The organism is Blastococcus colisei (assembly GCF_006717095.1).
GTDB classification, from domain to species: domain Bacteria; phylum Actinomycetota; class Actinomycetes; order Mycobacteriales; family Geodermatophilaceae; genus Blastococcus_B; species Blastococcus_B colisei.
In genome coordinates this window covers 460,657-486,419 of the sequence record NZ_VFQE01000002.1, presented here as the reverse complement: position 1 = coordinate 486,419, position 25,763 = coordinate 460,657, and the positions used below count along the sequence as shown (strand labels likewise).

General features: G+C 73.4%; 21 protein-coding genes and 1 tRNA gene. 20 read left to right on the top strand and 2 right to left on the bottom strand.

What is annotated here, in order from left to right; all coding sequences use genetic code 11:
* The first annotated feature begins 131 nt into the window (after positions 1-131).
* From FHU33_RS21755 to FHU33_RS21720, 7 genes are all read left to right on the top strand, one after another.
* Positions 132-2,399, top strand: a complete 2,268-nt coding sequence (locus FHU33_RS21755; RefSeq protein ID WP_142027666.1) for a sodium-translocating pyrophosphatase — start codon at positions 132-134, stop codon at positions 2,397-2,399.
* A 165-nt stretch (positions 2,400-2,564) separates the two neighbouring features.
* Positions 2,565-2,891, top strand: coding sequence for a hypothetical protein (locus FHU33_RS21750; RefSeq protein ID WP_142027665.1), 327 nt, complete (start codon positions 2,565-2,567; stop codon positions 2,889-2,891).
* Positions 2,888-4,426 carry an alpha/beta hydrolase gene (locus FHU33_RS21745; RefSeq protein ID WP_142027664.1) on the top strand — a complete coding sequence of 513 codons (1,539 nt, stop codon included), beginning with the start codon at positions 2,888-2,890 and terminating at the stop codon, positions 4,424-4,426. The genes FHU33_RS21750 and FHU33_RS21745 overlap by 4 nt, the downstream gene beginning before the upstream one ends.
* Before the next feature lie 228 nt (positions 4,427-4,654).
* Positions 4,655-7,495 carry a type I DNA topoisomerase gene (topA, locus tag FHU33_RS21740; RefSeq protein ID WP_142027663.1) on the top strand — a complete coding sequence of 947 codons (2,841 nt, stop codon included), beginning with the start codon at positions 4,655-4,657 and terminating at the stop codon, positions 7,493-7,495.
* Between the two features lie 655 nt (positions 7,496-8,150).
* Positions 8,151-10,418 (top strand): dTMP kinase, encoded by a 2,268-nt coding sequence (gene tmk / locus FHU33_RS21730; protein WP_246064099.1) that lies wholly within the window; start codon positions 8,151-8,153, stop codon positions 10,416-10,418.
* A gap of 20 nt (positions 10,419-10,438) precedes the next feature.
* Positions 10,439-11,617, top strand: coding sequence for a DNA polymerase III subunit delta' (locus tag FHU33_RS21725; RefSeq protein WP_142027661.1), 1,179 nt, complete (start codon positions 10,439-10,441; stop codon positions 11,615-11,617).
* A gap of 58 nt (positions 11,618-11,675) precedes the next feature.
* Positions 11,676-11,748, top strand: a tRNA-Thr gene (locus FHU33_RS21720).
* 193 nt (positions 11,749-11,941) lie between these two features.
* Here the strand turns inward: FHU33_RS21720 and FHU33_RS21715 are convergent.
* Positions 11,942-12,436 carry an inorganic diphosphatase gene (locus tag FHU33_RS21715; protein ID WP_142027660.1) on the bottom strand — a complete coding sequence of 165 codons (495 nt, stop codon included), beginning with the start codon at positions 12,434-12,436 and terminating at the stop codon, positions 11,942-11,944.
* Positions 12,437-12,492: 56 nt separating this feature from the next.
* Here FHU33_RS21715 and dacB point away from each other — a divergent pair, with 56 nt between their 5' ends.
* The 10 genes from dacB to FHU33_RS21665 all read left to right on the top strand — a co-directional run bounded on the left by dacB (position 12,493) and on the right by FHU33_RS21665 (position 21,968).
* Positions 12,493-13,914, top strand: coding sequence for a D-alanyl-D-alanine carboxypeptidase/D-alanyl-D-alanine endopeptidase (gene dacB, locus FHU33_RS21710; protein ID WP_142027659.1), 1,422 nt, complete (start codon positions 12,493-12,495; stop codon positions 13,912-13,914).
* 39 nt (positions 13,915-13,953) lie between these two features.
* Complete coding sequence (locus tag FHU33_RS21705) at positions 13,954-15,036, top strand: zinc-dependent metalloprotease (RefSeq protein ID WP_211355320.1); 1,083 nt, start codon at positions 13,954-13,956, stop codon at positions 15,034-15,036.
* Between the two features lie 17 nt (positions 15,037-15,053).
* On the top strand, positions 15,054-16,079 hold the full coding sequence (tilS, locus tag FHU33_RS21700) for a tRNA lysidine(34) synthetase TilS (RefSeq protein ID WP_142027658.1): 1,026 nt from the start codon (positions 15,054-15,056) through the stop codon (positions 16,077-16,079).
* The gene (hpt, locus tag FHU33_RS21695) at positions 16,076-16,660 is read left to right on the top strand and encodes a hypoxanthine phosphoribosyltransferase (RefSeq protein WP_342778694.1); all 585 of its coding nucleotides are present in this window, start codon (positions 16,076-16,078) and stop codon (positions 16,658-16,660) included. Before tilS ends, hpt begins: the two co-directional genes overlap by 4 nt.
* A 393-nt stretch (positions 16,661-17,053) precedes the next feature.
* Positions 17,054-19,042, top strand: coding sequence for an ATP-dependent zinc metalloprotease FtsH (gene ftsH / locus FHU33_RS21690; RefSeq protein WP_142027657.1), 1,989 nt, complete (start codon positions 17,054-17,056; stop codon positions 19,040-19,042).
* The gene (folE, locus tag FHU33_RS21685; protein WP_142027656.1) at positions 19,039-19,656 is read left to right on the top strand and encodes a GTP cyclohydrolase I FolE; all 618 of its coding nucleotides are present in this window, start codon (positions 19,039-19,041) and stop codon (positions 19,654-19,656) included. The genes ftsH and folE overlap by 4 nt, the downstream gene beginning before the upstream one ends.
* A 35-nt stretch (positions 19,657-19,691) precedes the next feature.
* Positions 19,692-20,504, top strand: coding sequence for a dihydropteroate synthase (gene folP, locus FHU33_RS21680; RefSeq protein ID WP_211355319.1), 813 nt, complete (start codon positions 19,692-19,694; stop codon positions 20,502-20,504).
* Positions 20,497-20,877: a dihydroneopterin aldolase gene (gene folB, locus FHU33_RS21675; RefSeq protein ID WP_142027655.1), complete on the top strand. Its 381-nt coding sequence runs from the start codon at positions 20,497-20,499 to the stop codon at positions 20,875-20,877. Before folP ends, folB begins: the two co-directional genes overlap by 8 nt.
* Positions 20,870-21,373, top strand: a complete 504-nt coding sequence (folK, locus tag FHU33_RS21670) for a 2-amino-4-hydroxy-6-hydroxymethyldihydropteridine diphosphokinase (protein WP_142027654.1) — start codon at positions 20,870-20,872, stop codon at positions 21,371-21,373. The genes folB and folK overlap by 8 nt, the downstream gene beginning before the upstream one ends.
* 73 nt (positions 21,374-21,446) lie before the next feature.
* The gene (locus FHU33_RS21665) at positions 21,447-21,968 is read left to right on the top strand and encodes a DUF3180 domain-containing protein (protein ID WP_142027653.1); all 522 of its coding nucleotides are present in this window, start codon (positions 21,447-21,449) and stop codon (positions 21,966-21,968) included.
* On the opposite strand, the gene FHU33_RS21660 is transcribed toward FHU33_RS21665, so the two are convergent.
* Entirely contained in the window at positions 21,965-23,152 is a 1,188-nt protein-coding gene (locus tag FHU33_RS21660; RefSeq protein WP_142027652.1) for an ABC transporter ATP-binding protein, read from the bottom strand. The two genes, FHU33_RS21665 and FHU33_RS21660, sit on opposite strands and share 4 nt — an antisense overlap.
* 26 nt (positions 23,153-23,178) lie before the next feature.
* On the opposite strand from FHU33_RS21660, the gene FHU33_RS21655 reads away from it, so the two are divergent.
* The 3 genes from FHU33_RS21655 to FHU33_RS21645 all read left to right on the top strand — a co-directional run bounded on the left by FHU33_RS21655 (position 23,179) and on the right by FHU33_RS21645 (position 25,732).
* Positions 23,179-23,877: an ABC transporter permease gene (locus FHU33_RS21655; protein ID WP_142027651.1), complete on the top strand. Its 699-nt coding sequence runs from the start codon at positions 23,179-23,181 to the stop codon at positions 23,875-23,877.
* On the top strand, positions 23,874-24,608 hold the full coding sequence (locus FHU33_RS21650; protein WP_142027650.1) for an ABC transporter permease: 735 nt from the start codon (positions 23,874-23,876) through the stop codon (positions 24,606-24,608). The genes FHU33_RS21655 and FHU33_RS21650 overlap by 4 nt, the downstream gene beginning before the upstream one ends.
* A 122-nt stretch (positions 24,609-24,730) precedes the next feature.
* Positions 24,731-25,732 carry a glycine betaine ABC transporter substrate-binding protein gene (locus FHU33_RS21645; protein ID WP_142027649.1) on the top strand — a complete coding sequence of 334 codons (1,002 nt, stop codon included), beginning with the start codon at positions 24,731-24,733 and terminating at the stop codon, positions 25,730-25,732.
* Positions 25,733-25,763: the final 31 nt, after the last annotated feature.

The following is a 25,763-nucleotide window of genomic DNA, read 5'->3' as shown; positions in this document are numbered from 1 at the left end:
ACTGGGTGTGATCTCCCTTACACTCCGGCAGCGTTCGGTGCGCGGGGGCTCCCGATGTGCCGGGCGGAACCTCCGCCGACCCGGGGAGCACTGACGCCTCCCGGCGGCTGCCGACCGCATTGGAGGAACACATGCCCGACAGTTCGCTGTCCGGCGGGGACTCGGTCCTGGTCTGGATCGTCCTCGTCATCTCGCTGGCCGCCCTGGCGTTCGCCTATTACCTGGTCCGGGCCGTCCTGGCCGCCGATCAGGGCACGGTGAAGATGCGCGAGATCGCGCAGGCGGTCCAGGAGGGCGCGGCGGCCTACCTGAGACGGCAGTTCCGAACGCTCGGCGTCTTCGCCGTGATCGTCTTCGTGCTCCTGCTGGTGCTCCCCGTCGCCGACGGCGGTTGGGAGACCCGCGTGGGACGCGCCATCTTCTTCCTCATCGGCGCGCTGTTCTCCGCCTCCGTCGGCTTCATCGGCATGACGCTGGCGACGCGCGGCAACGTCCGCGTCGCCGCGGCGGCCAACGCGGGCGGCTACCAGCCGTCCTTCCGCATCGCCTACCGCACCGGTGGGGTCGTCGGCATGATCACCATCGGCCTGGGGCTCTCCGGCGCCGCGCTGGCGCTCCTGCTCTTCGACGAGACCGCCCCGATCGTCCTCGAGGGCTTCGGCTTCGGCGGTGCCCTGCTCGCCATGTTCATGCGCGTGGGCGGCGGCATCTTCACCAAGGCCGCCGATGTGGGCGCGGACCTGGTGGGCAAGGTCGAGGCCGGCATCCCCGAGGACGACCCGCGCAACGCCGCCACAATCGCCGACAACGTGGGCGACAACGTCGGCGACTGCGCCGGCATGGCGGCCGACCTCTTCGAGTCCTACGCCGTCACGTTGGTCGCCGCCCTGATCCTCGGGCAGGTCTTCTTCGGTCCCGTCGGCATGGTGTTCCCGCTCCTGGTCGCCGCGATCGGAATCATCGCCTCGGTCGTCGGTGTCCTGGCGACCAGACCGGGCAAGACCGACAGCAGCGGGATGGCGCCGATCAACCGCGGTTTCTTCACCTCGGCCGCGGTCTCCCTCGTGCTCGTCGCCGCGGCGTCCTTCACCTACCTGCCGAGCATCTCCGACGGCGCCGACCTGGCCGTCAGCCCGCAGGTTCTCGGCTTCGTCTCGGTGTTCATCGGCGTCGTCCTCGCCGCAACGATCCAGCAGCTCACCGGCTACTTCACCGAGACCAGCCGCAAGCCGGTCAAGGACATCGGCCGCAGCTCGCTGACCGGCCCGGCCACGGTGATCCTCTCCGGGATCTCCCTCGGGCTCGAGTCGGCGGTCTACGCCGCGCTGCTCATCGGCGGGGCCGTCTACGGCGCCTTCCTCGTCGGGGGTGGCGCGGCCCTCTACGCCGTCGCCCTCGCCGGCTGCGGCCTGCTCACGACGGCCGGCGTCATCGTCGCGATGGACACCTTCGGACCGGTCAGCGACAACGCGCAGGGCATCGCGGAGATGTCCGGCGACATCGACGAGGAGGGCGCCCGCGTGCTCACCGACCTCGACGCCGTCGGCAACACCACGAAGGCGATCACGAAGGGGATCGCCATCGCGACGGCCGTTCTCGCCGCCACCGCCCTCTTCGGCTCCTACAACGCCCAGATCGGGGTGGCCCTCGACGAGGCGGGCGACACCCTCGGCGACGCGTTCAGCCTGGTGAACCCGAACAACGTCGTCGGCGCGGTGCTGGGCGCCGCCGTGGTGTTCTTCTTCTCCGGGCTGGCGATCAGTGCGGTCTCCCGCGCCGCCGGGCGGGTGGTCTTCGAGGTCCGGGAGCAGTTCCGCACCAAGCCCGGGATCATGAACTACACCGAGCGGCCGGACTACAGCGCCGTCGTCGACATCTGCACCAAGGACTCGCTGCGCGAGCTGGCCACGCCAGGTCTGCTCGCCGTCCTCGCGCCCGTGGCGGTCGGCTTCGGACTCGGCTTCGGCCCGTTGGCGGCCTACCTCGTCGGGGCCATCGCGGCCGGCACCCTGATGGCGGTCTTCCTCTCCAACTCCGGCGGCGCCTGGGACAACGCCAAGAAGATGGTCGAGGACGGCGCCTACGGGGGGAAGGGCAGCGAGGCGCACGCCGCGACCGTCATCGGCGACACGGTGGGCGACCCGTTCAAGGACACCGCCGGCCCGGCGATCAACCCGCTGATCAAGGTGATGAACCTGGTCGCGCTGATCATCGCCCCGGCCGTCGTCGGGCTGTCGGTCGGTGAGGACGCCAACACCACGCTGCGCGTGCTCATCGCCCTCGGCGCGGTCCTGGTCATCGTGATCTCCGTCGTGGTCTCCAAGCGCCGGTCGGTCGTCGTCGGCGGCGCTCCGACCGCCACGGCGGACGGCAGCACCCTCACCGCCACCGCTCCCTGACCCCCGGGCGGATCCTCCGGCCGGCAACCGCCGGCCGGAGGGTCCGTGCGCGGGATGTGGACCGGGCCGGTGCCTGTGGACGACGGCGCACGACGGCCGGGCCCCCGGTCCTAGCGTCCGGAGCCTGCCGCCCGCCCAGGGCACCGGACCACCCAGGGAGTTCCCATGACGTCGCCGAGTCCCCCCGATGTCGTCGTCGTCCAGCCGGCCGCGGTGACGGCGCTCGCCGTCGAGCTCACCGGGCTGGCCGCCGAGCTGCTCGACGACGCCGACGGCTGCCGCGAGGCGGCCGGGTCGCTCTCGGCGGCGCTCGAGGGGAACCAGGGCTGGACGGCGGGTGCGGCCGCCACCGCCTGGGCCAGGCTGGAGGAGGTGCTGGCAGAGCAGACGACCGCCCTCTCCCGCACCCTCGCCGCCGCCGTGGAGGCCTATCTGGACGAGGACGCCCGGATCGCCGGGCGCATCGGCGATGGCCGGCGGCCGCCCCGATGACCGCGCCCGTGCTCGACATGACGTCGGGTCTGCGGGCCGCCGCGGCCTGGGACGTCGCGCTGCTGCGCCGGGCGGTCGGCACGCTCGGCGCGGTGGCCGGGCGGCTCCCGATCTGGCGGGCCCGGCTGGAAGGCGTCGCGCGCGCGGTGGATTCGGGGGAGAGCTGGGCGGGGCCGGCGGCGCGCACCGCAGCCGCCGCCGTCCGGGAACTCTCGGCCGTCACCTGGGCGGTCGAGCGGGCGCTGAGCGAGTCGTTGTCCGCCCTCGACCGGCTCAGCGCCGAGGCGGATGCGGCCCAGGAGCTGGCCCGGGAGGCGCTGGTGCGCGCGGAGGCGTTCGCCGGTGGGCCGGCTGCCGTGCTCGGGGATCGGAGCGGCCTGGCCGCCGCGGTCGGCGCGCTCGTGCCCGGGGCCGAACTTCCCTCGCCCGCCCCGGCCCTCACCGCGGCAGAGGCCGCCCTGCGCCACGCGACGGCAGCGGCGGCGGCCGCCGAGGACGCGGGTTCTGCCCTGGCCGGCGTCGGGGTGCGCGACGCGTTCGCCCCGGCGGACTTTCCCGCGCTCGCGGCCTGGGTGCCCGTCGCGCAGCCGGTCTGCGTGCCACGTGGCCCGACCGGTCCGCCGGATGCGGTGGCGGCCTGGTGGGCGGCCCTGCCGCTCACGGCCCAGCTCGCCGCAGTGCGCGCGGACCCGGCCGGCCTGGGCGGGCGCGACGGGCTGCCGGCCTGGGCCCGCGACCTGGCGAACCGGCGGCTCCTGGCCGCCGCACTCGCCGATCCGGGGACCGACCCGTACGCCGCCTTCACCGCCCGGGTCGTGACGCACCGGATCGAGGTCGAGGAGGCGGCCGGCCGGCAGGTGCAGCTCCAGCTGCTCGACCTGGCCGGCGACCGCCTGGTGCTGGCACTGGGAGACCTCGACACCGCGGATGCGGTGGCGCTGCTGGTGCCCGGCATCCACAACTCGCCCGGGGACGACCTCGGCGGTCTGGTCGGGGCCGCGCGGGCCGTCGCCGGGGCCGCGCGGGAGGCGGCGCCCGGCACGACCGTCGCGACCGCGGTGTGGCTGGGGTACGACAGCCCCAGTGGTGCCGCGCAGATCCTCGGGCGGACGAACGCCGTGGAGGGCGGTGCTGCACTTGCCACCTCCCTCACCGGGCTGCGCGCCGGCCGGGACGCCGTCGTCACCCCGGAGGGGCGGGCGACCGTGCTGGCGCACAGCTACGGAACGGTGGTGGTCGACGAGGCCGCTGACGCGCCCGGGGCGCTGGACGCCGATGCCGTCGTGCTCCTCGGCAGCCCCGGCATGGAGGACGACGCGGCGAGTCTGGAGGCGCCCGAGGTGTACGACGCCGCATCCCCGGACGACCTGGTCGTCGCCCTGCGGTGGTTCGGCCGGTCGACCGCCTCCGACTCCTTCGGCTCGACCGAGCTGCCGGTCGGCCCGGACACGGGGCACTCCGGGTACTACGACGCCGACCTGCCCACGCTGGCCGCCGTGGGGCGCGTGATGACAGGGATGCCGGACCCCCGTTGACCCGGTCGGGAGGCCGCGACACGGGTGCCGGGGAACACGTGCCCGCGGACGACGTTGGTCCGGGTGACGGCACGCCCACGGAAGGTCGCCCCCGGCGCCTCGTCCGGTGTGTGGCTTACCGTGGCCCGCCGAGGGGCGTTTCCGCGGCGGCGCCCGCCGGAGTCGGGGGAGCACTCGACACCCAGCGCACTGCCGCAGCGCCACCGCAGTACCACCGACAGGAGCACCGTGCCCACGAAGACCAGCCAGACCGGAAGCGAGAGCACCGCGGCCGACGGCGGGACGAAGACCCCCGCGCGCCGGCGCACCGCCGCGTCCGGGGGCAAGCCGCTGGTCATCGTGGAGTCGCCGACCAAGGCGAACAAGATCGCCGGCTACCTGGGCAGCGGCTACGTCGTCGAAGCCAGCGTCGGGCACATCCGCGACCTGCCCCGCAACGCCGCCGACGTGCCGGCCGAGCACAAGGGCGCCGCGTGGGCCCGGCTCGGCGTCGACGTCGACAACTCCTTCGAGCCGCTCTACGTGGTCAGCCCCGACCGCAAGCAGCAGGTCAGCCGGCTCAAGCAGCTGGTGAAGCAGGCCAGCGAGGTCTACCTCGCGACAGACGAGGACCGCGAGGGCGAGGCGATCGCCTGGCACCTGGTCGACACCCTCAAGCCGCGCGTCCCGGTGCACCGGATGGTCTTCCACGAGATCACCCCCGAGGCGATCGCCCGGGCGGTGGCCAACCCGCGGGAGCTGGACACCGACCTGGTCGACGCCCAGGAGACCCGCCGCATCCTCGACCGCCTCTACGGCTACGAGGTCTCGCCGGTGCTCTGGAAGAAGGTGCTGCCGAAGCTCTCGGCCGGCCGGGTGCAGTCGGTTGCCACCCGGATCGTCGTCGAGCGCGAGCGGGAGCGGATGTCCTTCCACGCCGCCGACTACTGGTCGCTGGAGGGCACCTTCGCCGTCCCGCGGCCGGCCGTCGCGACCGACCAGGGTGAGCCGACGACGGTCCGGGCCAAGCTGGTCAGCGTCGACGACAGCCGGGTCGCCACCGGCAAGGACTTCGACCCGGCCACCGGCGGGGTGACCGGCGACGTCGTGCACCTCGACGAGGCCGGCGCCCGTGGGCTCGCCGCCCGCCTCGAGGGGCGCCAGGTGAGCGTGAGCCGGGTCGACGAGAAGCCCTACCGGCGCCGTCCGTACGCCCCGTTCACCACCTCGACGCTGCAGATGGACGCCGGCCGCAAGCTCGGCTGGTCGTCGGCGCAGACGATGCGGGTGGCGCAGCGGCTGTACGAGAACGGCCACATCACCTACATGCGGACCGACTCCACGAACCTGTCGCAGGAGGCGATCAACGCCGCCCGCCAGCAGGCCCGCGAGCTCTACGGCGACGCCTACGTCCCCGCCGAGGCGCGCCGCTACAAGAGCAAGGCCAAGGGCGCCCAGGAGGCGCACGAGGCGATCCGGCCGGCCGGTGACAACTTCCGGACGCCGGGGCAGCTGGCCCCCCAGCTCGCCCGCGACGAGTTCCGGCTCTACGAGCTCATCTGGCAGCGGACGGTCGCCTCGCAGATGGCCGACGCGGTCGGCCAGACGGTCAGCATCCGGCTGGCCGGGCGCAGCGCCACCGACGAGGCGGTCGAGTTCACCGCGAGCGGTCGCACGATCACCTTCCCCGGCTTCCTCAAGGCCTACGTCGAGTCCCGGGAGGAGGGGCCGGCGTCGGGCGGCGACGACGAGAACGGCAGCGACGACGCCGAGCGGCGGCTGCCCCGCCTGGAGCGCGGCCAGCAGCTGGACACCCGGGAGCTGGACGCGAAGGGCCACACCACCAGCCCGCCGGCGCGCTACACCGAGCCGAGCCTGGTCGCCCGGCTCGAGGAGCTGGGCATCGGCCGGCCGTCGACCTTCGCGTCGATCATGCAGACCATCCAGGACCGCGGGTACGTGTGGAAGAAGGGCAACTCCCTGGTGCCCTCGTTCGTCGCCTTCGCCGTGGTGAACCTGCTCGAGCAGCACTTCGCGCAGCTCGTCGACTACGACTTCACCGCATCCCTGGAGGAGGAGCTCGACGAGATCGCGGGCGGGAACCTGCAGCGCGTGGACTGGCTGACGGAGTTCTACTTCGGTGGCGGGGGCCGCGGCAACGGCGGGATCGCCGAGTCCGGCGGGCTCAAGCAGATCGTCGGCCAGCGGCTCGAGGAGATCGACGCCCGCGGGGTGAACTCGATCCCGCTGGAGGCCACCGGTCCCGACGGCGAGTCGGTCGTCGCCCGCGTCGGCCGCTACGGCCCCTACCTGCAGGCAGGCGGCGAGGACGGCGCGCGGGTCAGCATCCCCGAGGACCTCGCTCCGGACGAGCTCACGAACGAGAAGGTTCAGGAGCTGCTGGAAGCGCCCTCGGGCGACCGCGAGCTCGGCACCGATCCCGGGTCCGGGCACCCCGTCGTCGTCAAGGCCGGCCGCTACGGCCCCTACGTGACGACCGTCGTCCCCGAGGGCAGCAAGGACGCGCCGCGCACGGCCAGCCTCTTCGCCTCGATGTCGCCGGAGACGCTGACCCTGGAGGAGGCGCTGAAGCTGCTCACGCTGCCGCGCACGGTCGGGGCGGCGCCGGACGGCGAGGAGATCCAGGCGCTCAACGGCCGCTACGGGCCCTACATCAAGAAGGGCACCGACTCCCGCTCGCTCGACGGCGAGGAGAAGCTCTTCACGGTCACCCTCGACGAGGCGCTGGCGATCTTCGCCCAGCCCAAGCAGCGGGGTCGCGCGGCGGCGAAGGCCCCGCTGAAGGAGCTGGGCCCCGACCCGGTCACCGAGGGCCAGGTCACGGTCCGCGAGGGCCGGTTCGGCCCGTACGTCACCGACGGCGAGACCAACGCCAGCCTGCGCAAGGGCGACGACGTCGAGACGATCACCATCGAGCGGGCCGCCGAGCTGCTCGCCGACCGCCGGGCCGCGGGCCCGGCGAAGAAGAAGGCCGCCAAGAAGACGGCGGCGAAGAAGACCGGAGCCAAGAAGGCGCCGGCGAAGAAGGCAGCGGCGAAGAAGGCCGCGGACCCGGTCACCGCGGGCTGATCGCCGGGCCCGTTCAGTCCTCGCTGAGCGGCTCGAGCAGCTCCAGCTGGTTGCCGACCGGATCGGCCACGTAGAGCCGCCGGTGCCCGGGGAAGGGCGGGTCCCACTCCACCGGGTGCCCGGCGGCCTCGCATGCGGCCTCACCGTCGATGTCCGCGGTGAGCAGCCCCGGGTGCGCCTTGCGGGTCGAGCATCTCCGGGGAGGAGTCGACGCCGGTGACGTGTGCGCCGGACCAGCGATGCCGCAAGGCTGCCCTCGCCGCAGCCGAGGTCCACCACCGTCGCGGGGTCGTCGGCATGGATCCAGGCGACCAGCTCGGCGAAGGGTCGCGCGCGCTCGCCGGCGAAGCGGAGGTAGCCGGCCGGGTCCCATGCGGGCGTGGGGCCGTGCGACGTCACGTCGTCCGCTGTCTGCCGAAGGTCCACTACCGGTTCCGACCCTAGTCATCCCGCGGACATCCCGTGGCGCGAAAGCCGCCGTCCGTCAACCCTCTGGGCGGAGAGTCGCCGAAATCGTCCGCTCCCACCGGTAACGTGAGGGCCGCCCAGGGACAGCTCCGCACACCCTTCCTCCGACCCGGGAGCACCGATTCCGTCCGACCCGACGTCCTCGACGCCGCCGCCCGACGAGGCGCTGCCGGCCGAGGGGACGACCGTGCCGGCCGACGGCCTGCCGCCTGCAAGCACGCCGATCCCGGCGGATGCCGCGGTGCCGCTGACGGAACTCGACCCCGGTGCCCCCGCCGGCGCGGACGACGGGCACGCCGACGAGGGCGCCCACCCCGACGTGGTCGGCTCGGTCGGCCTGGTCGCCAAGCTGCGGGCCGTGCTGCGGGTGCGCGACTTCCGCAAGCTGTGGCTGTCGATGTCCCTGTCGAGCTTCGGCGACTGGCTGGGGCTGCTCGCGATCACCGCCACCGCGACCTCGCTGGTCGACGGGTTCGCCGCCGCCAACTTCGCGCTCGGCGGCGTGCTGCTGTTCCGGCTGCTCCCGGCGATCGTCCTGGGTCCGCTGGCCGGCGCCTTCGCCGACCGGTTCGACCGGCGCAAGACGATGGTGATCACCGACATCATCCGGTTCGGGCTCTTCGCCTCGATCCCGATCGTCGACAACCTGGTCTGGTTGTTCGTGGCCCAGTTCCTCATCGAGGCCTTCAGCCTGTTCTGGATCCCGGCGAAGGACGCCGCCGTCCCGAACATGCTGCGCAAGGACCAGCTGGAGCCGGCCAACCAGCTCTCCCTGGTCACCACCTACGGCCTGACGCCGGTCCTCGCGGCCATCGTCTTCGCGGTGCTCACGACCCTCGGGGGTCCGCTCTCGCAACTGCTCCCCGGGATCGACGAGGTCGACCTGGCGCTCTTCGTGAACGCGCTGACCTTCCTCGTCGCCGCCGTCGTCATCTGGAACCTGCCGTCGATCAGCGGCAAGCGCGCGGCCGGCGCGGTCACCACCCAGGAGAGCTTCCTCGGCTCCCTCACGCACGGCTTCTCCTTCGCCGGCCACACCCCGATGGTCCGCGGGCTGGTCATCGGCATCACCGGTGCCATGGCCGCGGCCGGCGTGATCATCGCGACCGGACAGGCCTTCGCCAACGCCCTCGGCGGTGGCGAGGCCGCCTACGGATTGCTGTTCGGCGCGGTCTTCGTCGGCCTCGGGGTCGGCATCGCGTTCGGCCCCAGCATCGCCCGCGACCTCGCCCGCGAGCGCATCTTCGGTCTCGCGGTCGCCGTCGCCGGCGTGATGGTGCTGCTGATGTCGTGGACCTTCACGCTGTGGATCGCGCTCCTGCTGGTCGTCCTCATGGGCTTCTTCGCCGGCATCGCGTACCTGGCCGGCTTCACCCTGCTGGGCACCGAGGTCGAGGACGAGATCCGCGGCCGGACGTTCGCGATCGTGCAGTCCCTGGTGCGGGCGGCGCTGATCCTCTCCCTGGCCGTCGTCCCCTTCGGGGTCGGCCTGATCGGTCGGCACCAGCTCGATCTCGGCGTCGTCACGGTTCCGCTGAGCGGCGAGCGGATCATGCTGTTCGTCGCCGGGCTGCTGGCCGTGGGTGTCGGGGTGCTCGCCTACCGCCAGATGGACGACGGCCGGCCCGTCCCGCTGCTGGCCGACGTCGTCACCGCGCTGCGCCGCGACACCACCGCCCGACGTCGACTGGCCGGTGGCGGTGTCCTCATCGCGTTCGAAGGGGGCGAGGGCGCCGGGAAGTCCACCCAGGTGCGTCGCCTGCAGGAGTGGCTGACGAACGAGGGGCTGGTCACGCGGGCCACCTTCGAGCCGGGGGCGACGCCGTCGGGCGCCGGGATCCGGTCCATCGTGCTGGACCGGGCGCACGTGGGGATCAGCCCGCGCTCGGAGGCACTGCTCTACGCCGCCGACCGCGCCCAGCACGTGCACGACGTCCTGCGGCCGGCGCTCGACGCGGGCGAGGTGGTCATCACCGACCGGTTCGTCGACAGCTCCCTGGCCTACCAGGGCGCCGGCCGCACGATCCCGCTGGACGAGGTCCGCATGCTCTCGCGCTGGGCGACCGAGGGCCTGGGTCCCGACCTCACGATCCTGCTCGACCTCCCGCCCGAGGTGGGGCTGGCCCGTGCCCGCGGACGGGCCGTCGCCGACCGGCTCGAGTCGGAGTCACTGGACTTCCACCAGCGGGTCCGCCAGACGTTCAGGGCCCTCGCCGAGGCCGCCCCCGACCGCTACCTGGTGCTCGACGCCCGGCAGTCGCCGGACCAGATCGCCGCGGCCATCCGGATCCAGGTCGCCGAGCTGCTCTCCGGCCTGCCGCTGCAGCAGCTGGCCCAGGGCGAGCGGCCGTCGCCGCGCGTCAACGGCTCCACGGCGGCGCGCGAGGAGCTCGCCGAGTCGGGGGCGCACCGTCCGCACGCCCAGACCGGGCCGACCCCCCAGCTGCACCCGTGAGCGAGCTTGCGAGCTCACGCATGAGCCACAGCATCGCTGCCGAGGGCGTCTGGTCGCAGGTCGTCGGCCAGGGCGCCGTCGTCGCGGAGCTGCGCTCGGCCGTGACCGACCCGGCGGCGATGACCCACGCCTGGCTCTTCACCGGACCGCCCGGCTCGGGTCGATCGGTGGCCGCCCGGGCGTTCGCGGCCGCGCTGCAGTGCCCGGACGGCGGTGACGGCACCTGCCACGCCTGCCGGACGGTGCTGGCCGGCACCCACGCCGACGTGCAGACCGTCGTCCCCGAAGGTCTGTCGATCGGTGTCGCCGAGGTCCGCGAGATCGTCCGGATCGCCGGCCGCGCCCCGTCCCAGGGCAGGTGGCAGGTCGTCCTGGTGGAGGACGCGGACCGGATGACCGAGCAGGCGTCCAACACGGTCCTGAAGATGCTCGAGGAGCCCCCGGCACGCACGGTGTTCCTGCTGTGCGCGCCCAGCCTGCACCCCGACGACGTGCCGGTGACCATCCGCTCGCGGTGCCGGGTCGTCGCGCTGCGGACTCCGCCGGTGGAGGCAGTCGCTGACGTCCTCGTCCAGCGGGACGGCATCGACCCGGCACTCGCGGCGTGGTCGGCGGCGGCCGCCGCCGGGCACGTCGGGCGGGCCCGCCGGCTGGCCCGCGACGAGGCCGCCCGGATGGCGCGCAAGGCCGTCCTCGACGTCCCGCTGAAGCTCGTCTCGCTCGCCGCCTGCCTCGACGCCGCCGACGACCTGGTCGGCGCCGCGCAGGAGGAGGCCGACGAGGCCTCGGCCGTCCTCGACGGAGCGGAGACCGAGGCCGTGAAGGCCAGCCTGGGGGTGGGCGCCCGCGGCCCCGGGGTGGCCGCCGCCAGCCGCGGCGCGGGGCAGCTCAAGGAGCTGGAGAAGCGGCAGAAGTCGCGGGCGACCCGCCTCGGCCGCGACTCCCTCGACCGGGCGCTGGTCGACCTCGCCGGGTTGTACCGCGACGCCCTCGTGCTCGACGCGGCAGCCGAGGACCCCCCGCAGCTGCTACACCCCGACCGCCGCGCCGACGCGGCCGAGCTCAGCCGCCGGATCGGCGCCGAGGGGGCGCTGCGCCGCATCGACGCCGTCCTGGACTGCCGGCTGGCCCTGGAGCAGAACGTGAAGCCGCGGATCGCCCTGGAGGCGCTCACGGTCGCGCTGCGGCTACCCGCCTGAACCGCGGTGGCCCTGCGCGGAACGGTCGCGGCGGTGTCGTAGGCTGTCCGGGCAGTCCGCCGCCTTAGCTCAGTCGGTAGAGCATCTCACTCGTAATGAGAAGGTCGTCGGTTCGATTCCGACAGGCGGCTCAGCCTCCACCAGTCGGTTCGTCCACCAGGACGGGCCGGCTGTGTCGTTCCACGGGTCGCTCGCCGCCTCCACGTGGCGCCGATGAACGCGCGATGGTGGCGTGGCCGGGAACGCCTGACGGCGGCACACCTCATGGAGAGGTGTGCCGCCGTCGATGCTTTCGGCGACCCGGAGGACCTGGGCGGACCCGGGTCAGTGGTGGGGCGCCTCGGTCTTCGCGCGCTCGAGCGAGGCCAGGATCTCCGCCTCGGCCTCTTCGCGACCGACCCACTCGGCGCCCTCGACGGACTTGCCGGGCTCGAGGTCCTTGTAGGTCTCGAAGAAGTGCTGGATCTCCAGGCGGTCGAACTCCGACACGTCCGTGATGTCCATGAGGTGCGACATCCGGGGGTCGGTCGCCGGCACGGTGAGGACCTTGTCGTCCCCGCCAGCCTCGTCGGTCATGCGGAACATGCCGATGGCCCGGCAGGTGATCAGGCACCCGGGGAACGTCGGCTCCTCGAGCAGCACCAGGGCGTCGAGCGGGTCGCCGTCCTGGCCCAGGGTGTTCTCGATGTACCCGTAGTCCGCCGGATAGCGGGTTGAGGTGAACAGCATCCGGTCCAAGCGGATGCGTCCGGTGGCATGGTCCAGCTCGTACTTGTTCCGCTGGCCCTTCGGGATTTCTACCGTCACGTCGAACTGCACGCGCTTAGTGTGACCCACGGCGACCCCGCGTAATCCGCGGAGGTCCCTTCCAGGGGGTGGGCACCATCGCGTCGAGTGGTTCGACGATCGTCACAGCGAAGACCGGACGCTTCCGCCGGCGGATCGCGATGGGCGTCGTCGGTCTCGTCCTGCTCCTCATCGGTGGCGGTGTCGGCGTCGGCCTGCTGCTCACCGGTGGGGGAGAGGGGGACGGCACCGAGGCGGTCGCCGTCCCCGATGCCGAGCTGCCCGACCTCGGTGAGGCAGCCCCCGTCCTGGCCTCGCTCGGCACCGACGCACCGGTGCCCGACCCCACCGTCCTCAGCAGTCAGCTGACCCCGCTGCTGACCGCGGCCGGCCTGGGCACCGGCGTCTCGGCCGAGGTCGTCGACGTGGCGACCGGCGAGGTGCTGCTGGATCTGGACGCCGGCGACCCCGCCGTTCCGGCGTCGACGGCCAAGCTGCTCACCGCTGCCGCGGCGCTGCTCTCGCTGGACCCGGCCGAGACCCTGACGACGACGGTCGTCGCCGGTTCGACGCCGGGGGAAGTCGTCCTGGTCGGCGGCGGCGACCCCACGCTGTCGCGCACCTCGCCCTCCCAGACCTATCCCGGCGCCGCCACCGTGGCCGACCTCGCCACCCAGGTCGTCGCCGCGATGCCGGCCGGCACCCCGGTCAGCCGGATCGTCGTCGACAGCTCGCTGTTCGGCGGCGCACTCACCGCGCCGGGCTGGGGCAGCGGCGACGCGCCCTCCACCTACGCCGCGCCGGTGACGGCCACCGCCGTCGACGGCGCCCGCGTGAGCCCCGGCTCCCAGGCGCGCAGCGGACAGCCCGGCATCGACGCCGGTTCCGCGTTGGCCGAGGCCCTCGGCGTCCCCCGCGCCACGGTGGTCCTCGGGGAGGCCCCGGCCGGCGCCGAGACCCTCGCGACCGTCGAGTCGGCGCCGGTCGCCCGCCTGGTGGAGCAGATGCTGTCGATGTCGGACAACATGCTGGCCGAGGCCCTGGCCCGCCACGTTGCGATCGCCAACGACCTCCCGGCCACCTTCGAGGGCGGAGCGCAGGCGGTGACCGAGGTCCTGGCCGATGCGGGCATCGACGTCACGGGGGCCTCGCTGGCCGACGGCAGTGGCCTGTCCCAGAGCAACCGGGTCCCGGCCGGTGTGCTCACCGACGTCGTGACGAGTGCCGCCGACGGCAGCCTCGACGACGTCTCGGCGCTGCTGTCCGGCCTCCCGGTCGCCGGCTACGACGGCACGCTCCTCGACCGGGGGGATGCCGGCGCGGCGCCGGGCACGGTCCGGGCCAAGACCGGGACGCTGCTGGGCGTGCACGCCCTCGCCGGGACGGTGGTCACCACCGACGGGCGACTGCTCTCCTTCGCCGTCGTCGCCGACGGTTCGGGCAGCGAGCTCGCCGCTGAGAGCGCCCTGGACGCCGTCGCCGCGGCGCTGGCCGGCTGCGGCTGCCGCTGACCCGGGCGTTCCGAGCGCTCGCCCGCGTACGGTGAGGCGATGAGCAGCGCCTCCTCGATGGTCGACTGGGACCTCGCCGGACGCACGGCCCGCAAGCTGATGAGCGCGGGGCCGTCGACGACCCGCGAGGAGGCAGCCGGCGTCGTCCGTGACCTGCACGAGGCCGCTGCCGTGGCCGTCGCGCACGTGGAGAAGCTGACCGGCATGAGCCCGGTCCCCGGCGGGCCGGTGCCCGAGGTCGTCGTCGTCGACCGACCCGGCTGGGCCGACGCCAACGCGCGCGGGATGGCCGTGCTCCTCGACCCGCTCGTCGAGGCGCTCGCCGCCAAGCAGGACTCCCGTCCGGGCGCACTCGCCACCGCCATCGGCTCCCGGGCCACCGGCGTCCAGGCCGGGGGCATCCTGGCGTTCCTCGCCTCGCGGGTCCTCGGCCAGTACGAGGTCTTCGGCACCGGCGGCCGCCTGCTGCTGGTCGCCCCCAACATCGTCGCGACCGAACGGAAGCTGGGCGTCGACCCCGCCGACTTCCGGCTGTGGGTCTGCCTGCACGAGGTCACCCACCAGCTGCAGTTCACCGCCGTGCCGTGGCTGAAGGGCCACCTCGAGGCGGAGATCGCCCGGTTCGTCGAGGCCACCGACCTCACCGCCGACGTTCTCCGTGAGCGGCTGCAGGACGTCCTGCGCAGCATCACCGACGCCGTCCGCGGCACGGACGGCGACTCCGAGGGGCTGATGGCCCTGGTGCGCGACCCGGAGCAGCGCGCCGTCCTCGACCGGGTCACCGCGGTGATGAGCCTGGTCGAGGGGCACGCCGAGTACGTCATGGACGGCGTCGGCCCGGACGTCGTCCCGTCGGTGCGCACGCTGCGGAAGCGGTTCGCCCAGCGCCGCAAGGGCCGCGGTCCGCTGGACCGAGTGCTGCGGCGGCTACTCGGCCTCGAGCAGAAGATGAAGCAGTACGCCGAGGGGCGCGTCTTCGTCGGCGGCGTCATCGACCTCGTCGGCATGGAGGGCTTCAACCGCGTGTGGGAGGGCCCGGAGAACCTGCCGCGGACCGAGGAGCTCACCGCCCCGGAGCGGTGGGTCGAGCGGGTGCACGGCCGCCCGGCCATCCCCGCCTGACCCCGGCGCCGCAAGTCATGGCCGGTCCTCCCCGGGCGGTGGCGGCCCTCCGCCATGCGGTCCGTCCGGGGCTGCGCAGCTCTCCGCAGCCGGTCCTCGTGGCGTGCAGCGGCGGTGCCGACTCCCTGGCGCTCGCCGCAGCGCTCGCCTTCGAGGCCCGGGACGCCGGTGTGCCCGTCGGCGGGGTCACCGTCGACCACGGACTCCAGGCCGGGTCGGCGGAGCGCGCCGACCGGACCGCCGCGCTCCTGCGCGAGCTCGGTCTGGACCCCGTGCTGGTGGCTCCCGCGGACGTCGGCGACGACGGCGGCCCCGAGGGCGCGGCCCGCGCCGCCCGGTACGCCGCCCTCGCCCGGGCCGCCGACGAGCACGGCGCCCGGATCGCCCTCGGGCACACCCTGGACGACCAGGCCGAGACGGTTCTCCTGGGTCTGGGCCGGGGCTCGGGGCCGCGGTCGGTGGCCGGGATGGTCGCGGTCCGCCAGACCGACGGGGTCTGCTGGTGGCGCCCGCTGCTCGCCGTCCGCCGCGCCACCGCCCGCGAGGCCTGCGCCAGCCAGGGCCTCCCGGTCTGGGACGACCCGTGGAACGCCGACCCCGCCTACACGCGGGCTCGGTTGCGCGCCGAGGTGCTGCCGCTGCTCGAGGAGGTCCTCGGAGGCGGGGTGGCCCCGGCGCTGGCCCGCACCGCGGAGCTGCTCCGCGACGACCTGGACGCGCTCGACGAGCTGGCCGGTGCGCACCTCGCCCGGCTGTCCCGCACCGACGGCCTCCCGGCCCAGGAGGTGGCCGGCCTGCCGACGGCCCTGCGGCGGCGGGTGCTGCGCGGCTGGCTGCGGGCCGGCGGCGTGCCGGACCTGCAGGCGGTGCACCTCGTGGCCGTCGACGCGCTGCTCGTCCGGTGGCACGGGCAGGGGAGGGTGGACCTACCGGGTGGCGCGGGTGTCGTCCGGACGTCTGGCACGCTGGCCCTGCAGCCCCTGGGAGACCGGGCCGGCCGCCTCCACGACACATCCCCGCACTCCGAGGAGTCCTTTCCGTGAGCGACGCCGTCAGCACTCCTGGGGCACTGGGCCCCGACCACGGCTACGGCCCGGACATCTCCCACGTCCTCCTCAGCGAGGAACAGATCCAGGCCAAGATCGGGGAGCTCGCCGCGCAGATCGCCGCCGACTACGCCGGCAAGGAAGTCCTCCTCGTCGGCGTCCTCAAGGGCGCGGTGCTGTTCATGAGCGACTTCGCCCGAGCCCTCCAACTGCCCACGCAGATGGAGTTCATGGCCGTCTCGTCCTACGGCTCGGCCACCAGCTCCTCCGGCGTGGTCCGCATCCTCAAGGACCTCGACCGCGACATCACCGACAAGCACGTGCTGGTGCTCGAGGACATCATCGACTCCGGGCTCACGCTCTCCTGGCTGCTGAAGAACCTGGGCGGCCGGGCGCCGGCCTCGCTCGAGGTGTGCGCGCTGCTGCGCAAGCCCGACGCGGTGAAGGTCGAGGTCCCGGTGAAGTACATCGGGTTCGACATCCCCAACGAGTTCGTCATCGGCTACGGCCTGGACTACGCCGAGCGCTACCGAGACCTGCCCTACATCGCGACTCTGAAGCCCGAGGTGTATGCGTGACATCTGTCGGCCTCCGGCCGACACCGCGGCCAGGTGCCGTCCCCCTGCTGCGCTGAGCCCCTCCGTCGCGCTGCTCGGGGAGCCTCCGGCCCCGCCTCCCAGCACGACCCTCGCGGGGCGGCTCGTCTCCGTACCGCAACCCAGTGCCCTTCCCCGCTTCTGCGCGGCGGCTCCGGGGTGGCCCGGTCGGGACCCTTCGGGCCCGCGACCGGGCCACCCCACCACGGGGGGCTTTCAGCTTGCGGCCAGCGGATTGACAGCCTGCCCGGTGTACCGTCGATTCCGACGACGCTGCTCCCAGCGCCGGGGTCCTCGCCCGGATCGCAGGCGGCGTCCCCGGACGATCAGGAGGGTCGACGGGCCGACCGGTCTTCCGGCGCCCGGCATCGGTGTATGGAACGTAAGAAGATCTTCCGCTCCGTGTGGTTCTGGGTCGTCCTCGTCGTCCTGGTCGCCCTCACGTTCTCGTCCGTCTTCAGTGGGAACGACGGCTACCAAGAGGTTCGGACGTCGGTGGCCCTCGACCAGTTCGACGAGGGCAACGTCGAGTCCGTCACGATCAACGACAAGGAACAGACCCTCGAGCTGGAGCTCCGGGACGAGGTCGAGGGCAGCGACCGGATCACCGCGTCCTACCCGCTCGGCGCCGCCGACGACGTCTACGACCTGGTCACCGGCGAGGCCGACGCCGACGCCGTCCAGTTCGACACCAACGTCACCCAGCAGAGCCTCCTGGTCAGCCTGCTGGTCAGCTTCCTGCCGTTCCTGATCCTCCTGCTCCTGCTGTTCTGGCTGTTCAACTCCATGCAGGGTGGCGGCCGCGGCGTCATGGCCTTCGGCAAGTCCAAGGCCAAGCAGGTCACCAAGGACACCCCGAAGACGACGTTCTCCGACGTGGCCGGTGCCGACGAGGCCATCGAGGAACTGCACGAGATCAAGGACTTCCTGCAGAACCCGGTCAAGTTCCAGGCCGTGGGCGCGAAGATCCCGAAGGGCGTGCTGCTGTTCGGCCCACCCGGAACCGGCAAGACCCTGCTGGCCCGCGCCGTGGCCGGTGAGGCCGGCGTGCCCTTCTTCTCGATCTCCGGCTCGGACTTCGTCGAGATGTTCGTCGGCGTTGGCGCCAGCCGCGTCCGCGACCTGTTCACCCAGGCCAAGGAGAACGCCCCGGCGATCATCTTCGTCGACGAGATCGACGCCGTCGGCCGCCACCGCGGGGCCGGCATGGGCGGCGGGCACGACGAGCGCGAGCAGACCCTGAACCAGATGCTCGTCGAGATGGACGGCTTCGACGTCAAGGGCGGCGTCATCATGATCGCCGCCACGAACCGGCCCGACATCCTCGACCCGGCCCTGCTGCGCCCGGGCCGCTTCGACCGCCAGATCGCCGTCGACCGGCCCGACCTGCTGGGCCGCAAGAGGATCCTCGAGGTGCACGCGAAGGGCAAGCCCCTCGCCCCCGACGTCGACCTGGAGACCGTCGCCCGCCGGACCCCCGGCTTCACCGGCGCCGACCTCGCCAACGTGCTCAACGAGGCCGCGCTGCTGACCGCCCGCAACGACGGCTCGCTGATCACCGACGAGACCCTCGAGGAGGCGATCGACCGGGTCATCGCCGGCCCCGAGCGGAAGACCCGGGCGATGAGCGAGAAGGAGAAGAAGGTCACCGCCTACCACGAGGGCGGGCACGCCCTGGTGGCGCACGCACTGCCGAACCTGGACCCGGTGCACAAGGTGACGATCCTGCCGCGCGGCCGATCACTGGGGCACACGCTGGTGCTCCCGACCGAGGACAAGTACACCCAGACCCGGTCGGAGATGATCGACACCCTGGCCTACGCCCTCGGCGGGCGGGCGGCCGAGGAACTGGTGTTCCACGAGCCGACCACCGGCGCCGGGAACGACATCGAGAAGGCCACCGCGATGGCTCGGTCGATGGTCACCCAGTACGGCATGAGCGCCAAGCTCGGCGCGGTCAAGTACGGCACCGGTGACGCCGAGCCGTTCATGGGGCGGGACATGCACTCCCGGCCGGACTACTCCGAGGCCGTGGCGGCCGACATCGACGCGGAGATCCGCGCGCTGATCGAGGCCGCCCACGACGAGGCCTGGGAGATCCTGGTCGAGTACCGGCACGTCCTCGATCAGCTCGTCCTCGAGCTGATGGAGAAGGAGACCCTCTCCAAGGAGGACATGGCGCGCATCTGCGAGCCGGTCACCAAGCGGCCGTCGCTGGCGCCCTACAACGGGTTCGGCAAGCGGACGCCGTCCGACCAGCCGCCGGTGCTCACCCCCGCCGAGCTGGCCGCCCAGAACGGCAACGGCCGGCCGGCCGAGGACACCCTGCCGGTGGGCGACGTCGGAGCGCCCGCCCAGCCATGAGCGAGGTGCCGGCCGAGCGCGAGGACCAGCTGCTGACGGCGCCACGCGGTGTCGACCAGGAGCGCGCGGCCGCCGCCGTCCGCGAGCTGTTGCTGGCGGTGGGGGAGGACCCCGACCGCCCGGGGCTGCAGGACACCCCGCAGCGGGTGGCCCGGGCCTACGCGGAGACCTTCGCCGGCCTGTGGCAGGACCCCTACGACGTCCTCGCCACCACCTTCGACGAGGACCACGACGAGCTCGTGCTGGTCAAGGACATCCCGATGTACTCGACCTGCGAGCACCACCTGGTGCCCTTCCACGGGGTCGCGCACATCGGCTACGTCCCGGGCGAGGACGGACGGGTCACCGGGCTGTCCAAGCTGGCCCGCCTCGTCGAGGTCTACGCGCGCCGTCCGCAGGTGCAGGAGCGGATGACCAGCCAGATCGCCGACGCCTTGAGCGATGTGCTCAAGCCGCGCGGGGTGCTGGTGATCATCGAGGCCGAGCATCTCTGCATGGCGATGCGCGGCATCCGCAAGCCCGGGTCGACGACGGTCACCTCGGCCGTCCGTGGCATCTTCCGCGACAATCCGGCGACCCGGAGCGAGGCGATGAGCCTCGTGCTCCACAGGTGATGGTCCCCCTCCCGCGCCCGGGCCGGTGCGTGGTCATGGGCGTCCTGAACGTCACCCCGGACTCCTTCTCCGACGGCGGGTGCTTCGCCGACGCGGCCTCGGCCATCGCGCGCGGCCTGGAGATGCATGCCGCGGGCGCGGACTTCGTCGACGTCGGCGGTGAGTCCACCCGCCCCGGCGCCGACCGCGTGGACGCCACCGAGGAGGGCCGGAGAGTCCTTCCGGTGATCGGCGAGCTGAGCGCCGCCGGTGTGCGTACCAGCGTCGACACCACCCGGGCCGAGGTCGCCGAGGCGGCCATCGTTGCCGGCGCGACCCTGGTCAACGACGTCAGCGGCGGGCTCGCCGACAAGAACATGGCCGACCTCGTCGCCGAGGCCGGCATCCCGTGGGTGCTCATGCACTGGCGGGGGCACAGCCGCGAGATGTACGCGGCGGCGCGGTACGGCGACGTCGTCACCGAGGTCTGCGCCGAGCTCACCGCCCGCGTCGAGGACGTCGTCGCCGCCGGGGTCGCCCCCGAGCAACTCGTCCTCGACCCCGGTCTCGGTTTCGCCAAGAACGCCGAGCACAACTGGGCGCTCCTGGCCGGCCTCGACCGACTCGTCGGCCTCGGCCTGCCGGTCCTGGTCGGCGCCTCGCGCAAGACGTTCCTGGGGAAGCTGCTCGCCGGCCCCGACGGCGCCCCCCGCCCCGCCGACCTCCGGGACGACGCCACGCTGGCCACCACGGTGATGGCCGCCGAGGCCGGCGTGTGGGGGGTCCGCGTGCACGACGCGGCCGCCTCGGTCGACGCCGTCCGCACCGTGCAGGCCGTCCGCGCGGCACGGAGCGCCGACCGTGGCTGAGTCGTTCCCGGACCGGATCGCGATCCGCGGCCTGCGTGCGCAGGGGCACCACGGCGTCTACGCGTTCGAGCGCGAACGCGGGCAGGTGTTCGTCGTCGACGCCGTTCTGGAGCTCGACACCGTCGCCGCGGCGGCAGGTGACGACCTCGGGCGCACGGTGAACTATGCGGAGCTGGCGCACCAGCTCTACGCCGTGGTGACCGGCGAGCCGGTGAACCTGATCGAGACCCTCGCCCAGCGCCTCGCCGACGTCTGCCTGGCCGACCCGCTGGTCGACGCGGTGGAGATCACCGTGCACAAGCCGCAGGCCGAGCTCGGCGTGCCCTTCGACGACGTCACCGTCACCATCCGGCGGTCGCGGGCAGATGACTAGGGCCGTCCTCTCGCTGGGCGCCAACCTGGGGGACCGGGCACGGGCACTCCGGACGGCGATCACCGCGCTCAAGGACGACGGCCTGGTGGCCCGCTCCACGCTCTACGAGACCCCGCCCTGGGGGCCGGTCGAGCAGCCGCCGTACCTGAACGCGGTCGTCGTGGTGCGCGGGCCGCGCGACGCCCGCGGCTGGCTGGACCGCGCCGGGGAGCTGGAGCAGGCCGCGGGGCGGACCCGCGACGTCCGGTTCGGGCCGCGCACCCTCGACGTCGACGTCATCGTGGTCACCGAGGACGACGGCACGCCCGTGCTCTCCGACGCCCCGGAGCTCACCCTGCCCCATCCCCGCGCGCACGAGCGGGCGTTCGTGCTGGTGCCGTGGCTGACCCTGGATCCCGGCGCGGTCATCCCCGGCCGTGGACGGGTTGCCGACCTGGTGGCCGCGCTCCCGCCCGACGACGTCGCGGCGGTCGTCCGCTGGGACCACCTTCGGTGAGCGAGCTCGCGAGCTCACGCAGGGACAGAGGGAGCCGAGGCACGGGCCCGACGAGCGCCAGCGAGGAGGTCGCGTGACTCCCGTCCGCCGCCGCGACCTCGCCGTCCTGGCCGGCGGCCTGGCCGTTGCCGCCTGGCTGCTGGTCCGCGCGCTCTACGGGGAGCTGCCGGCGCTCGACTGGTGGTTGCCGGTCCCGCTGGCGGTGCTCGCGCTGGCCGAGGCGCTGGGCGCGCGCACGCTGAAGGCGCGCCTCGCGGCGCTGCGCGAGGCGCGCACCCGCCCGGGGACGCCGACCTCGGCATCCCGCAACACCCCGGTGCGGCCGGTCGAGCCGATGCTCGTCGCCCGGCTCGCGGTCCTGGCGCAGGCCAGCGCGTACGTCGGTGCCGTCTTCGCGGGCATCTGGGCGGGGGTGCTGGCGCACGTGGGCCCGGCGGTGGGCCGCATCCAGGCCGCCGAGAGCGACACCGTCACGGCAGTGATCGGCGTCGTCGGTTCCGGAGCCCTGGTGGCCGCGGCGCTGTGGCTGGAGTCGGTGTGCCGCGTGCCGCCGTCGTCCACCGACGACGACCCCGTGCCGGGAGTGTCGGCCTAGGCCAGCGTGCTGCCTGCGGTCTCCGGCACCGCGCCCTCGACCGAGCGCCGCAGGGCGGCGTGCAGCGACTCCGGGGTCAGGACCCCCAGGAAGCGGTCGCCGTCGAGCACCGCCACCCAGCCGGCCTCGTGCTGCAGCATCGTGGCGAACGCCGCCTTGAGCGAGGCGCCCGTCGGGATCCACGCCTCCATCCGGCGGGCCGCCGACCCGACCGTGCCCGCGCCGACGGCCCGCTCCACCGACAGCCACCCGTGCAGCTGGCCGTCGTCGTCGAGGACGACGGCCCAGCGGGCACCGGCCCCCTCCAGTGCGGCGCGGGCGTCGGCCAGCCCGTCGGCGACGTGTACGACCGGCGGTTGCTCCAGGTCGTCCGGGTCGATGCCCGTCACGGCCAGCCGCTTGAGCCCGCGGTCGGCCCCGACGAAGTCGGCGACGAATGCGTTCACCGGCCGGCCGAGGAGCTCGGCCGGGGTGGCGAACTGCTCGACGCGGCCGCCCTCGCTCATCACGGCGATCCGGTCGCCGAGGCGGACGGCCTCCTCGATGTCGTGGGTGACGAAGACGATGGTCTTGCGCACCTGCTCCTGCAGGCGCAGGAACTCCGACTGCAGCCGCTCCCGCACGATCGGGTCCACGGCGGAGAACGGCTCGTCCATCAGCAGCACGCTGGGGTCGGCGGCGAGTGCCCGGGCCACGCCCGCCCGCTGTCGCTGCCCACCGGAGAGCTGGTGGGGGTACCGGTCGCCGTGCAGCGCCGGGTCGAGGCCGACCAGGCTCAGCAACTCCTCGACCCGGTCGCGGGTCCGTCGCTTGTCCCAGTCGAGCAGGCGGGGCACGGTGCCCACGTTGGTGCGGATGGTCTGGTGGGGGAACAGCCCGACGTTCTGGATCACGTAGCCGATCCGGCGGCGCAGCTTGACCGGGTCCACCCGGGTGACGTCGTCGGCACCCAGCAGGATCCGCCCGGTCGTCGGTTCGATGATCCGGTTGATCATCTTCATCGTCGTCGTCTTGCCGCATCCGGAGGGGCCCACCAGCACGGTGAGCTCGCCGGCCGCGAAGACCAGGTCCAGCTCCTGCACCCCCACGGTGCCGTCGCCGTAGACCTTGCTGACCCCTTCCAGCCGGATCTCCTCGGCTCCGCCCGCCGCTGCGGGGGAGGTGGTCGGAGCAGTAGCGTCCACGAGGTGGCCCTTCTGAGAGGCGCCCGGTGCTGAGCGCGGCGAGCCGTGACGCACTCGCGGTCGATGCGGCGCCGAACCCCTGGTTCGACCCGTCCTACGTGACCCGGAACTGGGAGTCCATTCTGGGCTACCTCGGCGAGCACGTCAGGCTGACGGTCGGCGCGGTCGTGGTCGGAGCGCTGATCGCGCTGCCCCTGGCGCTGCTGGCCCGGCGGAGCCGCTGGCTGTCCGGGCCGGTGCTGGGCCTGTCGACCTTGATCTACACGATCCCCTCCCTGGCGATGTTCGCCTTCGTCGCGCCGATCACCGGGCTCACCGCGACCACCGTGCTCGTCGGGCTGGTCCTGTACTCACTGGTGATCCTGGTGCGCAACTTCCTCGCCGGCCTCCAGGCCGTCCCGCCCGACGTGCAGGAGGCGGCGCGCGGCATGGGCTACGGCCCCGCCCGGCTGTTCTGGCAGGTGGAGCTGCCGCTGGCGCTGCCGGCGTTCATGGCCGGTCTGCGGATCGCCACGGTGTCCACGGTGGCGCTCACCACCGTCGGCGTCATCGTCGGCCACGGCGGACTGGGACAGCTGATCACCGGCGGCTTCAACGCGAACTTCTACCGTGCCGAGATCGTCACCGGCGCGCTCGGGTGCGTGCTGCTGGCGCTCCTGGCCGACCTGCTGCTGGCCGGCGCCGAGCGTCTGCTGACCCCGTGGGCGCGCGGGGGACGGACATGAGCCTGTGGCAGGAGGCGCTGGTCTACCTCAACGATCCGTTCAACTGGACCCGCCGCGGCGGCATCCTCGACCTCCTCGCCGAACACCTGCGCATCTCCGCGCTGGCGGTGCTGGCGGCGGTGGTGATCGCCGTACCGGTGGGCATGGTCCTCGGGCACACCGGTCGGGGCGGGGGCTTCACGGTGGCCCTGTCCAACGTGTCGCGCGCCGTCCCGACGCTGGCCCTGCTCACCCTCTTCGCGGTCACCCCGATCGGCTTCGGGCCGACCGCGACGACGATCGCGCTGGCGGTGTTCGCCGTCCCGCCGATCCTGACCAACACCTACGTCGGCTTCCGTGGAGTGGACCGCGACGTCGTCGAGGCCTCCCGGGCGATGGGGATGAGCGGCCGGCAGGTGATCCTCCGGGCCGAGCTGCCCCTGGCCGCGCCGCTGCTGATGACCGGCGTGCGGACCGCTGCGGTGCAGGTCGTCGCCACCGCGACGCTGGCCGCGCTGGTCGCCGGCGGCGGACTGGGTCGAATCATCACCCTCGGCTTCGCCCAGCAGAACTACGGCGTGGTCCTGGCCGGCGCCGCCCTGGTGGCCCTGCTGGCGGTGCTCACCGAGGTCGTGCTCGCCGCGGTGTCGTGGGCCGCGACCCCGGGTCCGAAGCGGCTGCCCTTCCTCCGGCCGGCGTCCCGGTCGGCGGCCGGGACGCCGGAACCGACCGCGTCCGGCGTCCCCCTGTAACAGAACGGGAACGACGTTTGCGTTGTGTGCAACGCAGGGGTTCGATGGGGTGCGCGGGAGCACCTCCCGCCAGACACGCGTGACCGCACCAGGGCGGTCACGGGACACAGAAGGCGGGCAGCATGCGCACGCGTATCCGGACATTCGCCCCACTCGCACTGGCGGTGGCCCTGACGGCGGCCTGCGGGGAGTCCGGGTCCTCCGGCACCGGAGGCGGGGACGGCGGGGGCGGCGGAACCGCGGCGTCGGGCGAGGCCTGCGCCCCGATCGCCGGGGACCAGCTGGTCGTCCTCGAGGACGACCAGAGCCTGCAGAACGCCGACAACATCATCCCGGCGGTCAACGCCGCCGCCGCCCAGGCGAACCCGGCGCTGCTGCCGGCCCTCGACGCGGTGTCGGCCGAGCTGACCACCGACGAGCTGGTCGAGATGAATGCCGCCGTCGACGTCGAACGGCAGAGCGCCGAGGACGTCGCGGCCGCCTGGGTCGAGGACAACATCGACACCGGCAGCCTCGAGCAGGGCAGCGGGACGATCGCGGTCGGCGGTGCCAACTTCACCGAGTCGACCGTTCTCGCCAACATCTACGCCGACGTGCTCGCTGCCGCCGGCTTCGATGCCACGGTGCAGGAGGTCGGCAACCGCGAGCTCTACCTGCCGGCGCTGCAGCGCGGCGAGATCCAGGTCTTCCCCGAGTACCTGTCCACCGTCACCGAGTTCATCGAGGGCGACGAGGCCAACCAGGTGGCCTCCGGGGACGTCGAGGCCACGGTCGAGGCGCTGATGCCCCTGGCCGAGGAGGCCGGGCTGGTGTTCGGCGAGCCGTCCGAGGCCGCCGACCAGAACGCCTTCGCCGTCACCCAGGCCTTCGCCGACGAGCTCGGCGTGAGCACCCTGTCGGAGCTGGCCGAGGCGTGCGGCGACGGATCCCTGGTGCTGGGCGGACCTGGCGAGTGCCCGGAGCGGCCGTTCTGCCAGCCGGGTCTGGAGGAGACCTACGGGCTGGAGTTCGCCGGCTTCCAGGAGCTCGACGCCGGCGGCCCGTTGACCAAGGCCGCGATCCAGCAGGGCGAGGTCTCCCTCGGTCTGGTCTTCAGCTCCGACGGCGCGCTGGCTCAGGGCTGATCGGCCACCCACCTCACCGTTCTGGGTCCTC

What these genes read in the sequence shown, in the direction of transcription:
- folP (WP_211355319.1), top strand. Translation starts at nt 19,692, where the DNA reads ATGGGCGTCCTGAACGTCACCCCGGACTCCTTCTCCGACGGCGGGTGC.
- folE (WP_142027656.1), top strand. Translation starts at nt 19,039, where the DNA reads ATGAGCGAGGTGCCGGCCGAGCGCGAGGACCAGCTGCTGACGGCGCCA.
- FHU33_RS21650 (WP_142027650.1), top strand. Translation starts at nt 23,874, where the DNA reads ATGAGCCTGTGGCAGGAGGCGCTGGTCTACCTCAACGATCCGTTCAAC.
- FHU33_RS21645 (WP_142027649.1), top strand. Translation starts at nt 24,731, where the DNA reads ATGCGCACGCGTATCCGGACATTCGCCCCACTCGCACTGGCGGTGGCC.
- FHU33_RS21750 (WP_142027665.1), top strand. Translation starts at nt 2,565, where the DNA reads ATGACGTCGCCGAGTCCCCCCGATGTCGTCGTCGTCCAGCCGGCCGCG.
- folK (WP_142027654.1), top strand. Translation starts at nt 20,870, where the DNA reads ATGACTAGGGCCGTCCTCTCGCTGGGCGCCAACCTGGGGGACCGGGCA.
- ftsH (WP_142027657.1), top strand. Translation starts at nt 17,054, where the DNA reads ATGGAACGTAAGAAGATCTTCCGCTCCGTGTGGTTCTGGGTCGTCCTC.
- tilS (WP_142027658.1), top strand. Translation starts at nt 15,054, where the DNA reads ATGGCCGGTCCTCCCCGGGCGGTGGCGGCCCTCCGCCATGCGGTCCGT.
- FHU33_RS21745 (WP_142027664.1), top strand. Translation starts at nt 2,888, where the DNA reads ATGACCGCGCCCGTGCTCGACATGACGTCGGGTCTGCGGGCCGCCGCG.
- FHU33_RS21705 (WP_211355320.1), top strand. Translation starts at nt 13,954, where the DNA reads ATGAGCAGCGCCTCCTCGATGGTCGACTGGGACCTCGCCGGACGCACG.
- FHU33_RS21725 (WP_142027661.1), top strand. Translation starts at nt 10,439, where the DNA reads ATGAGCCACAGCATCGCTGCCGAGGGCGTCTGGTCGCAGGTCGTCGGC.
- FHU33_RS21755 (WP_142027666.1), top strand. Translation starts at nt 132, where the DNA reads ATGCCCGACAGTTCGCTGTCCGGCGGGGACTCGGTCCTGGTCTGGATC.